The sequence below is a fragment of the Fredinandcohnia quinoae genome (assembly GCF_022427965.1).
GTDB lineage: Bacteria > Bacillota > Bacilli > Bacillales > Bacillaceae_L > Ferdinandcohnia > Ferdinandcohnia quinoae.
Map to the genome: position 1 here is coordinate 1 of NZ_JAKTTI010000062.1, position 12,152 is coordinate 12,152.

At 35.9% G+C, this 12,152-nt stretch carries 10 protein-coding genes; 5 read left to right on the forward strand and 5 right to left on the reverse strand.

The genetic code is table 11. From position 1 onward, the window contains the following. Positions 1–120: 120 nt before the first annotated feature. The gene (locus MJG50_RS21425) at positions 121–576 is read right to left on the reverse strand and encodes a GreA/GreB family elongation factor (protein WP_240257818.1); all 456 of its coding nucleotides are present in this window, start codon (positions 574–576) and stop codon (positions 121–123) included. Positions 577–788: 212 nt separating this feature from the next. After that, positions 789–1,640, reverse strand: coding sequence for a VOC family protein (locus MJG50_RS21430; RefSeq protein ID WP_240257819.1), 852 nt, complete (start codon positions 1,638–1,640; stop codon positions 789–791). A 137-nt stretch (positions 1,641–1,777) separates the two neighbouring features. Here MJG50_RS21430 and MJG50_RS21435 point away from each other — a divergent pair, with 137 nt between their 5' ends. The 3 genes from MJG50_RS21435 to MJG50_RS21445 all read left to right on the forward strand — a co-directional run bounded on the left by MJG50_RS21435 (position 1,778) and on the right by MJG50_RS21445 (position 4,906). Continuing rightward, positions 1,778–2,104, forward strand: a complete 327-nt coding sequence (locus MJG50_RS21435) for a winged helix-turn-helix transcriptional regulator (RefSeq protein ID WP_240257820.1) — start codon at positions 1,778–1,780, stop codon at positions 2,102–2,104. Positions 2,105–2,260: 156 nt separating this feature from the next. Then, positions 2,261–3,106: a LiaG family protein gene (gene liaG, locus MJG50_RS21440; RefSeq protein WP_240257821.1), complete on the forward strand. Its 846-nt coding sequence runs from the start codon at positions 2,261–2,263 to the stop codon at positions 3,104–3,106. A gap of 117 nt (positions 3,107–3,223) precedes the next feature. Then, positions 3,224–4,906 carry a hypothetical protein gene (locus MJG50_RS21445; protein ID WP_240257822.1) on the forward strand — a complete coding sequence of 561 codons (1,683 nt, stop codon included), beginning with the start codon at positions 3,224–3,226 and terminating at the stop codon, positions 4,904–4,906. A 47-nt stretch (positions 4,907–4,953) separates the two neighbouring features. On the opposite strand, the gene MJG50_RS21450 is transcribed toward MJG50_RS21445, so the two are convergent. Further along, a complete protein-coding gene (locus tag MJG50_RS21450; protein WP_240257823.1) occupies positions 4,954–6,231 on the reverse strand; it encodes a polysaccharide deacetylase family protein in 1,278 nt (425 codons plus the stop codon). Between the two features lie 208 nt (positions 6,232–6,439). Here MJG50_RS21450 and MJG50_RS21455 point away from each other — a divergent pair, with 208 nt between their 5' ends. Together MJG50_RS21455 and MJG50_RS21460 are read left to right on the forward strand one after the other, a co-directional pair. Then, on the forward strand, positions 6,440–7,039 hold the full coding sequence (locus MJG50_RS21455; RefSeq protein WP_240257824.1) for a hypothetical protein: 600 nt from the start codon (positions 6,440–6,442) through the stop codon (positions 7,037–7,039). 119 nt (positions 7,040–7,158) lie between these two features. After that, on the forward strand, positions 7,159–9,012 hold the full coding sequence (locus MJG50_RS21460) for an LTA synthase family protein (RefSeq protein ID WP_240257825.1): 1,854 nt from the start codon (positions 7,159–7,161) through the stop codon (positions 9,010–9,012). Positions 9,013–9,059: 47 nt separating this feature from the next. On the opposite strand, the gene MJG50_RS21465 is transcribed toward MJG50_RS21460, so the two are convergent. Continuing rightward, positions 9,060–9,653, reverse strand: coding sequence for a DeoR family transcriptional regulator (locus MJG50_RS21465; RefSeq protein WP_240257826.1), 594 nt, complete (start codon positions 9,651–9,653; stop codon positions 9,060–9,062). A 40-nt stretch (positions 9,654–9,693) separates the two neighbouring features. Further along, positions 9,694–11,892, reverse strand: a complete 2,199-nt coding sequence (locus MJG50_RS21470) for a heavy metal translocating P-type ATPase (RefSeq protein WP_240257827.1) — start codon at positions 11,890–11,892, stop codon at positions 9,694–9,696. Positions 11,893–12,152: the final 260 nt, after the last annotated feature.

Here is a 12,152-nt window from a genome sequence, read left to right on the forward strand (position 1 = left end):
CCTGTAGTGGACTTTCACCACCGAGTATTCGCCCATGCAGGGCGCACAAAGAAAAAACACGACCATTTTTGGATCGTGTTTCAGTAAATCACCATGTAAGCGCTTTTAAGTTTCTATAACTTAACTTTCCTGTACTGCCAAATTCCCAACGAATGTAACCTGTTTAATTGAAACAGGTAAGGCTCCAGAAGGAATAGTTAAGGATATTTTCTCTCCAATATTCTTTAATAATAATTGTCTGCCAACCGGTGATAAAAATGAGATGTAACCTTCATCTGGGTTTGATTGTTTTGGCAAACAAATATAAAACTCCTCCGTGTCACCATCATCTTCATATAATACAGTCACTTTCGTACCTATGAACACTTTTGGTATTGGAGAGACAGGTCCATTTTTATCGTAAACGGCTAAAAACTGTTCAATTTCACTTACATAGGTGCTATAAAAATCCTTCACTCTTTCTTGAGGCGGTGTTGATGAAATATAAAGATGATTCAAATCTTGTATATTTTCATCAATATAACGTACTTGTTCCAAAAAATACTTCTTATCAATGAGAAATTCATTATGGTTCATAGTACGTATTCTCCTTACTTGGATCAAACACCTTGCAAAACTTCATAATTAGTTTCATATAAAACTCCTCCTTCTTTCTTATATAAAAATATAGACCCTTCCCAAGAAAGAAGAGTCTACTACATACTACCAATTCTAGCATATATTCACTATATAAGACTAGTATCAGTCATTACTATTAGTATATTGAAATGGTCAACTTCGTATGCTTATTAAGCAATTACAAGCTTTATTTTATTTCCGGATGGGTCCTTTGTTAGAATTTCTCCACCATCTTCTTGCACCCAAACTCCCATGCTTTTGAGCTTATCAATCGTTGTTTTTCTTGCTTCCTCATTCGGTAGCACGAGAGAAAACCATTTTAATCCTACACTATTTTCAGAAGGTGCCGGTGCCCCAATCCCGTTCCATGTATTTAAGCCAATGTGATGATGGTAGCCGCCTGTTGAAATAAACAGTGCTTGCCCGCCATATCGTGTAACAACATCAAAGCCAAGCGCCTTCGTATAAAACTCTTCCGTCCTTGATAGCTCTGATACATGCAAGTGAATATGGCCCATCAATGTATTCGTAGGAAGTCCTGTCCACGCTTCACCTCTACCTTCCTCAATCACACTTTGACCATCTAATGTTTCAGTCGTCATGGTTACTTCATTATTTTGCCATTCCCAAGTAGAAGAATCACGATCAGCATAGACTTCAATTCCATTACCATCTGGATCATTTAAATAGAGCGCTTCACTCACTAGATGGTCTGAAGCTCCTAATGGAATGTCGTTTTGAATAAAATGCAAAAGAATCCTTCCTAAGTCTGCACGTGTAGGTAAAAGAATTGCAAAATGATATAAGCCGGTTGTTCTCGGTTCTTTTGGGATTATATCTTCTGGTTGCTCAATTGATAATAATGCCGTCTTTCCATCTGCTGTTAATAATGCTTTATTTTCTGATTGTTCAAGGACTTTAAACCCGATTATATTTTGATAAAACAACAGTGAACGTTCTAAATTTGAAACCTTTATATCAACTTGACCAATAAATGTATGTGGTGGGCGGTGAAATTCCATTATAATAAGCCTCCTATTTTTTAATTCGGTTAGTAACTTACTTTATGTAAGTTATTATATTTTTATAACAAAGTGTTGTCAAGTAATTTTATTATTTACTACAATGAGGTATACTATGTATATAGGAGTGGTCGAGTATGAATAAATCTGTTATTTGTCCCAAATTTGAAAAGGCTATGACTCTATTAAGTCAACGCTGGACCGGTCTCGTTATTTATCAATTATTATCAGGTCCTCAACGGTTCTGTACAATTGAATCCTCCATTGGTATAAGTGGAAGAGTTCTTTCAGAAAGGTTAAAGGATTTAGAAAGTCAAGGAATTGTAAATCGTGAGGTCTTTCCAGAAACCCCTGTACGTATTGAATATTCATTGACCGAAAAAGGGAGAGCATTAAAGCCTCTAATGGATGAAATTCAAAATTGGTCGCAAGAGTGGGTCGAAACTGATCCAAACAACGAGTAGAGCAGATTGCCTTCTAAGGGAATCTGCTCTTTTTTACGTTAGTAAGCCCTAAGTCTTATCCATAAATATAACTGTAGTGCGTTCCTTAGCAATGTATAGTACATTAGAATACATATTAAGAAAATCATTCGAAAATTGAGAAAGTGGGTTTTTCATTTGAAAAAGATTCTTATTATATTTTTTATTCTTATTGGGGTGTATCTCGTATTTACTAATTTGCATCGGATACCAGGTCTTGCCTTTGGAAGCGATGGAGATGAGGTTAAATTGACTAACAAGATTGACTTAATTGACATTGATATCAATTCAATCAGCGCAACTATTATTCCAGAAAACCGTAACACTATTAAAGCAGACCTTAAAGGGAAAGGTGAAGTAAAGGTTAGTAAAAGTGGTGATACAATTACAGTAGAATATAAGAAAAAATGGTTTGATATAATTAGTATCTTCAATCACTCGAAATTAACGATTTATATCCCTGAGGAATATGATCGTGATTTAGAACTTAACGTTGGTTCAGGGAACATGAAATTCTCTGGTTCAGAAATGGAGCTTGAAAAACTATCTGTGACTGTTCAATCAGGAAATATAAATTTGAAAAATCTAAAGGTAGATGAATTCACACAAGATGTTGCTTCCGGAAATGCGACGATAAATTCCCTTGCCACAGGTGAAGGAACAATAAATGTTAGTTCTGGAAATACGACGCTTAACGATTATTCAGGAAAGCTTGATGCAAAGGTATCATCCGGACGTTTAAAAGCACAAATGGACAAATTAACAGGTTCAGTTAATGCGAAAGTTAGCTCAGGGATTTTAAGCTTAGACCTTCCTGATGATGCTGATTTTACATTGAATGCAAAGGTAAGCTCCGGTCTTATTTCAAATCATTTCCCATTAGATAATTCTAAGCAAGAAAAAGGGGATATCGAAGGGACCCATGGATCAGGAAAACATAAAGTAAATTTAAAAGTCTCAAGTGGAAAACTTGATATTTATTGATACAAAAGCGCTCATAGTGAGCGCTTTTAATTTTACGGTCCTCTTCTACCCCCTTTGAAACTTTTCATAAAGACAATCGTAATAATAGGGTAGCCTATATTTGAAAGGAGACAACATATGGGAAATATATATCTATTTACACTTATCGTTGGACTGGCTTCGGCTTTAATTCTTATACCCTTCTCAAAAAATAAAAAGGGAGATAAAAAGAGCAAAACGTCAATCCATACTGGACTCTATTTAATCACACTGATCATAATCCTACTGGTTGTATTCTTATTCTATTATTTATTCAACCTTGATCGAAATTTTTCTTCATTATGGTTCTTAGCAATTATTGTTACAGCATTGGGTGCTTTTATTGCATCAGGAATTGAGAGGGTCATCAAATCCGTTCTATTCATAGCAAGTCTTATCTTTGCCATTTATCTTCTATCTGCACCAATTTTTAATGCGGATCAGAAGTTTGAGCTAACAAAAATGGATGAAAAGATGGAGATTCCAGCCTTTGATGAAAAGGAAACTCCGGCAAGTGTTCCTCCACAATTTGCACGTAATAAAATGAGGAAGGCCTTTGGACAAGTTCCAAATACAAGCTATTACGAGCTTGGTAATCTTCAAATTCAAAAGGTGAATGGAGAATATGTATATATTGCACCCGCTGAATTTTCTGGTCTTTTTAAATGGATAAAAGGTGATGAGATACCTGGGTACTTTATTTTAAGCGCTACCGATTCTTCTGCGAATCCAAAATTCATTAAAGAGCCAATGATATACACACCTTCTTCCTATTTTAATAAAAATATCGAGCGCCACATGAGAATGGAGTATCCAAATTATATCTTCTATGGGGAAGCACAATTAGAGATTAATGACGAAGGAAAACCATTTTACATTCGTTCATATGGAGAGTTTGTTTCAGCTCGAAATGGATTTGCTGTCAAAGGACTTGTGGTTGTGAACCCTGTTAATGGAGACACAAAATCATATGATTTAGCAAATGTTCCTGAATTTATTGATGGTTCAGTTTCACCAGAAGCAGTTAGTCTCCAAAATAGCTACTTCGGCAAATATGTTCATGGATTTTGGAATAGTTTATTCGGTAAATCAGATGTAAGATTACCATCTGATGAAGGAACCGAAGCAAATGTTAGTCCGATTTTTGATGAAAATGGGGATATGTATTATTTCACTGACTTCACTAGTCCAAAAGAGGGTGTTGACTCAATGCTCGGTTACTCTCTTACGAATGCCAGAACAGGGAAAGCAACATATTATACGGGAAATCTTGAAAAATCATATATGGATTCTCAAGGAGCCCTCCAAATTATTGAAAAGAAATTCATTGAAAAGAAATGGAAAGGTAAAATGCCAATTCTCTACAATTTCTATGGAGAAGCGAGCTGGCTAACACCTGTGTTGGATTCTAATGGATTTTTACAAAATTACTTTATCGTCTCTGCTGCCAATCCAGAAATATCAGTGTATGGAAACACTCCAAACGATGCATTAAAGCTCTATAAAACTGCTTTACAAAGAGGCGGCAGTTCTGTAGATGGTAGTTCAAAAGCTGATGAAAAACAAATTAGTGGTACAGTTGTAAGGGTTTATAAAGAAAAATCAGGTGATTTCACATTGATCTCATTCTTACTAGACAATCGAAAAAGCTATATTACATCATCTGAAAATAATCCTTTAGCCATTTATCTACAAGAAGGCGATAAGGTCAAAGTAAACTACTTAGATACTGGTGAAGAATTTTTGCCTGTGAAAGAACTTGTTATTGAAGGATTACAGTAATAATAAAACACGATGGGCAGCATTTCATTGCACCCCATCGTGTTTCTTTATTTATAAGCCTTCACACCTAATAACGTTTCTAAATCTACTATCTCATAACCTTGATTTTGCAAAGCCTCTATTATGGTTGGCAACGCTTCGTACGTGTCATATTCATCAGAATCTGAATGCATTAAAATGATATCACCATTGCGAATATGATTGACGACGTTGTCCACAATAACATCTGGGTCCTTTTGTGCCCAATCCAGTGAATCGATGGACCAAAGAACAATTGAATACTCTTCACTACGAACTGCATCTGCTACTTCTTGATTTGTTGACCCATATGGTGTGCGAAGAATTGCTGGTTCTTTTCCAATTATTGATTTAATCGCTTCGCCTGTATCCTTAATTTCCTTTCGAATTTCTTCCCGCCCTATCTTTGTTAATTCAATATGATTGTATGTGTGGCTTAATACTAAATGCCCTCGATCATATGCCTCCTTAACAACTTCTGGATACTGATTAATTTGACTACCCAAAAAGAAGAAATTCCCTTTCACCTTGTATCGATCTAATACATTAATAATCCCAGGTGTGACAGTACTATCTGGTCCATCATCAAAGGTTAAGGCTACCTTTTTTACATTTGGCCCATTCATATACATATGGTTTTGTCCTTTTGAGAACTCAACGATTTCTTTGCGCCACTTCATCATCGATTCCCAGGATTTTTTTGAAAGATGTGGTGATTCACCTTTAATATCAAGTAAATAGGCTATTGCTTCTATTCGTTGCGGATTATAAACAGAGACATGATCGATCACCTTCGATTGATTTGAAATAATAATCTTTAACTCAACGTTTGCCCCTACTTTATATACATAAATACTTTCATCATTCACCTTTCTTATCACATCCGGTTCTCCATAAGAGTGCTTGACGACCTCTTCTGTTATTTCATGGAGTTTTGGGGAATAGGAACGTATATCAAAGATTTCTCCACCAATATTATATCCAAATACGACTTGCTTTTTTTCATACGTTGCATAAAATCCCTCACCAGCTTGATCTACCTTATCTGGTTCACCCATATCCGCTTTCACTAGCTCCGTCGTACTTTCAAAAATAGTAAAGGCAGATTCTTGAATCTTCCCTTTTTTAGCCTCATTCATTATTTTTTCAAGTTCGATATATGATGGGTCTCTATCCTCTTTTGGCTGTATTTCAGCCTGTTTTTGTGGCTGCTCTTCAATCGGAGATTTTTTATCCGAACTACACCCCGTAAAAAGTGTTACTATGATACTTAATACTAATAACAAACCTATATTATATTTAATCACTTGTTTACCCCCTCGCACTTTATTATTATAATATTCTTAAAACATATTGAACAATTAATCTTTTAAAAATTACCATCAATAAGTCTCAAGTCCTAAAGGGAATTAGAACTATGGTTCATTTTGTAAATTTGACACTCCTGTTATTGTTAATAATAACGGTATTTTGAAATGTCCGGTAAACCATTCATTTATAGAGGGGAACAATTTTATGGAGAGAAAAGTATACTTATTACTTACAGATACAGGAACACTTTTTACAAAAACGATTAAATTATTTACAAAAAAGCCATATAATCATGCATCGATTTCCCTTGATCGAGATCTAAATGATGTGTACAGCTTCGGTAGGAAAAAGCCTAGAAATCCTTTTATCGGGGGCTTCGTCAAAGAAAATCTTCAAGCCGGTTTATTCAAAGAAGCTAAATGTGCCATCTATAGCTGCACAATTTCTGAGGATCAATTTGAAAAAATGATTATTCGAATCAAACAAATTGAAGAACAGAAGCAACGGTATAAATACAATTTATTAGGATTATTTGCTGTTGCGATAAATAAAGAATTCAAAAGAGAGAATGCTTATTTTTGTTCACAGTTTGTTGCAACCGTATTAAATGATTCTTGCGTCATTCAGATTAGAAAGCCCCTTTCTCTTGTAACTCCTCATGATCTACTAGATTCATCTCTATTTCAATTAGTCTATCAAGGGAATCTGGCAGATTATTTAAAAGATAATTTTGAAGATGAAGACATTATGTATGCAACAGTTTCTAAAAACAGATCCTTTATAAGGAGAATGTGGAGTATGTAAAGTGCATATATATGGAAATAGTAAAATCGTTCGTTTTCTCTTTTACAACCTTTGTTAAAGAGTGCTAGAATACTTGTTAAGGCAATTGCGAAACAATAGTATTTCTGAGGTGTTATATCATGTTTATGAATTTATTAAAAACAATTAAAAATAATCTTTTACATCCATATGCACTACTTATGTATGTATTATTTATCAAGGTTACAGCATTCCAAATCGTGATTTTTGATAATAAATCATTTCTACATTTGTTATTTGTTGAATTTCCGATATGGGCACTTGCGCTGACAGTTCTCATCATCCTATTCAAAAAAAGAACTTGGTTAGCTATTTGGCTATATAACTTAGGGTTATCTACCCTTTTTATTGTTGTAATGTATTACACAAGATATTTTTCAACTGTTCCTTCCTATTATGACGTAAAACAGATTTATCAATCCCATTCCGTTGGGGGTACAGTCGCCCTTCTTGGTAGCCCATTTGATTATTTATTTTTCTTAGATGTCGTACTTATTATCCCGCTTATCTGGTTTTTCACCAAGAAATCGTACCAAATCACTTTTCCAAAAGTGAAGCACTGGGCGATTGGCTTAAGTAGCATCGGACTTATTATGACAATTATAGCCTTCCGCTACCCTTTAATCGATGTTTCCTTCTTCGCAAAGGAGCACGGCTATATTCAGTCTCAATTTGTTCAAGCATTCGAACGCAGTCTAGGCAAAGCCTTTGCAACAAATGATGCCATCACTGACAAGGAATTAGAAGAATTAAAAGGAAATCACTACGTACCTTTTGCTAAACATTCAACATTTGGACTTGCGAAGGATCGAAATGTGTTTGTAATCCAAGTCGAGTCTTTACAGGAATTTACGATTAATCAAAAAGTGAATGGCCAAGAAATCACACCAAATTTAAATGCCTTACTGGTGGAAAGTGCTTATTTCAATAATGTCTATCAACAAATTGGTGCCGGTAATACTTCAGATGCTGAATGGATTATGCATACATCTCTATATCCAGAAGGAATGGATCCAACTGTGAATGTCATTGATGATACCGAAATCCCTTCACTTGTGCGGACTTTAAAAGCCAATGGGTATGGAACATCTACATATCATGCCGATGATATTGAATATTGGAGTCGTGACAAATTATATCCTGCACTTGGTTTTGACTATATTTATACAGATGAGGAAATACCGAACGAAAAGGAAATTGGCTTTGGCCCTGCAGATGAAGTAATGTTTGAATATGTAGAGTCTGAGCTACCAGAACAGCTAGAATCACATGAAAAAATGTACTCAAATATTATTACTCTAACAAATCATACTCCTTTTGACATGCCTAAAGATTATCAGTATCTTGATCTACCTGAAGACTATCAAGGTACATATGTCGGAAACTACTTACAGGCGGTTCGATATACAGATGAACAAATAGGGAAATTTATCGAGCATTTAAAGGAAACTGGTATTTATGATGATTCCATAATCCTTATATATGGGGACCATTCTGGATTACATGGGGCTCCTGTTACAGAGAAGGATGAAGACATTTTAAAAGAAATACTTGGGCATGATTATAATTTGAGTGATCGCTTTATAATCCCAGTAATATTTAACGCTCCTGGTATTTTCAATGGAGAAACCCACTCACAACTTGGCGGACAAATTGATTTAATGCCGACCTTATTGAACTTATTAGGGATTGAGCATCAAACACAAATGATGGGGCATAACCTGTTTCAATATAAAAACAATCTTCTTGGCATGAGGTACTATATGCCTGGTGGCTCATTCATTAGTGACAAGCTCATGTATGTAGCACCAAGTGCAAAGCTCCCATCTGCTCTCTATAATCGAAAGACGATGAAAAAGACAAAGAATACAGAGAGAATGCAAGAAAAGGTTGATAATACCTTACTACTTCTTGAACACTCTGATTATATTCGGCATCAACAAACGGATCAATAACAAAGTACAAAAAGAGGATGAACCAATAAAATGGCCATCCTCTTTTTTTAGTTCATTGGTTTCACACTGTGACAGCATCCTTCTTGTCCATTCATCTTTTGATCCACTTTGGTCATTGCTTCACTAAATGTATATACGGACCCACCAAACCCTTTAATGAACTTTTTCGCATGCTCTTGGTATTCGAAGACTAATACTTGAGGTTGACAACATTCTACATGAAGTGAAGTGTCTAATACGTAAGAAGCATGTAAGGCACTAATCGTCGTATGTCTTAAAAAGTCAGAACAAATTGCCTGTACGACTTTATCACCTAATTGCTTATGTCTTAGGAGTCCACAATGCGGACAGCATGTTGTTTCAATTTGTTCATTATTTAGGATTAGGCGATAGGCCATTCCTGAATGAATTGGTTTATGGCAATACGTACAATTATTCTTATTTTGAATATGTTCAGGAGTGGTTGTAAGTGTGATTCCGCCGGAGGTTTTTAAGACTAACCCTTCCTCAACTAGTGGTTTAACATCACGGTAAATCGTCATTTCAGATACACCTAGTCGTTTGCTAATTTCAGAAACCTTAAGTGTATTCTCAGTTTTAATCCACTCTCTTATTTTATTTTGGCGTTCTATTGGCAACATCATATTTCCCCACCTAATCAATTAACCTAGCAATATTTTATCATATTTTTACCCTTTTTAATCGGAGAGAATTAAGTACGACAGATACTGAGCTAAAGGCCATTGCTGCACCTGCAAGCCACGGGGCTAAATATCCAAGCATAGCAATTGGAATCATAATTGTATTATACAAAAATGCCCAAAGTAAATTTTGTTTAATATTATTCATTGTTTTTTTGCTAATAGTGAATGCATCGATTACGCGATTTAAATCACCTTTAACAATTGTAATATCCCCAGATTCAATTGCGATGTCAGACCCTGTTCCCATCGCAATCCCCACGTCTGCAATCGATAATGCCGGTGCATCATTAATACCATCACCGACCATGACAACTTTCTTTTTACGCTTTTGAAGCCCTTTTATGATATCTGCCTTTTTCTTAGGAGTTACCTCAGCATATACATTATGAATTCCCGTTTTCTTAGCAATGACCTCAGCTGTATTTTGATTATCCCCAGTAAGCATAATCACATCAAGTCCTAATTGTTTCATACGTGTAACCGCGAATTTTGATGTTGTTTTGATTTCGTCAGCTACTGCAATTATCCCTTCAAATCGTGATTGAATCGATACGACAATGACCGTTTTCCCTTCACCATGAAGCTTCCGTATGTGTTCCTCCGCCTTTTTAGGAATTAGCTGTTGCTGGTATTTTGGGTTTGATACTATTACTTTCTTCCCGTTTACAATTCCTTCAATTCCAACCCCCGGTAAAAGCAACACTTGACTTACATTTGGTAGATTCATAATCTTTTTTTGTGCCTCTTTCACTATTGCTCTAGCAATCGGGTGGTCTGAGGCATTTTCAACTGCTCCAATTAACTCTAAGAAGGCATTCAAACCGTAATGTTCCATATAAATATCAGTTACTGCGGGTTCACCTTTCGTAATCGTTCCTGTTTTATCTAGTAGTATCGTATTGTTTTTACTTAATAATTCAAGGTACTTCCCCTCTTTAAAAAGGATACCCATTTGAGCTGCCCTTCCACTCCCTACCATGACCGAAGTAGGTGTTGCCAACCCTAATGCGCATGGACAGGCAATAATTAGTACAGCGATTACCTTTTCCATTGCTTCATTTAATTGACCAGGTTGGAGAATAAAATACCAAGCAATAAGTGTTGTGATCGCAATCATGATAACAATAGGTACAAAAATTCCAGTAACCTTGTCTGCAATATGTTGAATGGGTGCCTTTGAGCCTTGAGCCTCTTCAACAATTCTAATGATTTGAGATAAAGTTGTCTCAGAATCTTTTGTCGTCACTCTCATTTTAAAAACACCATGCTGGTTGATTGTCCCCGCATACACTAGATTCCCAACGCTTTTTTCCACAGGGATACTTTCCCCAGTTAGCATCGATTCATTAATAGACGATTGTCCTTCAATAACCTGTCCATCAATTGGCACCTTTTCCCCTGGTTTCACTACAACAATATCCCCTGGAATAATGTGTTCGATTGGTGTCTTCGATTCGATTCCCTTTAAAAATACTGTTGCCGTCTTCGTTTGTAATTGATAGAGTTTTTTTATCGCTTCTGTTGTCCGTAATTTTGTTTTCGCCTCCATTAACTTACCTAGTAGGATAAATGTAATAATGAGAGCGCTCGTTTCAAAAAACAGATCAGCCTTTATATGATTCGGATTATTTAAATATGTAAATGTGAGATAGTGGCTGTAAAAATATGCGGCAGATGTACTTAAGACCACTAGCACATCCATATTGGCACTTCTATTTTTTATCGCTCCCCATGCCCGTTCATAAAATTGATATCCAATGATAAACTGAATTGGCGTTGTTAATGCCAACTGAAATAGTGGATTCATAAAGATTTCTGGTACATAGATAAAGGAAGTCCAATTGAAGTGAGAAAACATTGTCCATAATAATGGAATCGAAAGTAATGCAGAGATGATAAACTTCCATTGAAGTCTATTAATTTCTTTACGTTTTTCATGCTCCGACTGAGTACGATTACGGTTGACAACCTTTGCTTCAAATCCAATTTTCTCAATTTTATTAATAATAGCTGGAGTGCTTGTCCGTTTATTATCAAACAAAACACGACCTTTTTCAGTGGCTAAATTTACATTAACCACTAAAACCCCATCAACCTTCGATACCACCTTCTCAACCCTGACCACACATGCCGCACAATGCATCCCTTTTATCTCTAAATGGGCCGTTTCATTCATTATCATTCACCGCTTTTTCAGTCTTTTGTTCTATTCTATTTATAGTTTGAGGTAGATAGAACAAGCAAATGCAGTGATTCCAGAGGTTACAGGTTCTATGGTGACCAGCACACCGGAAATTGTATGCGGACGGGAACCATACAGGTCCTATGGTGACCAGCACACCAGAAATTGTGCTCGGGCGGTCACCATACAGGTTCTATGGTGACCATCATACCGGAAATTGTATGCGGACGGGAACCATACAGGTCCTATGGTGA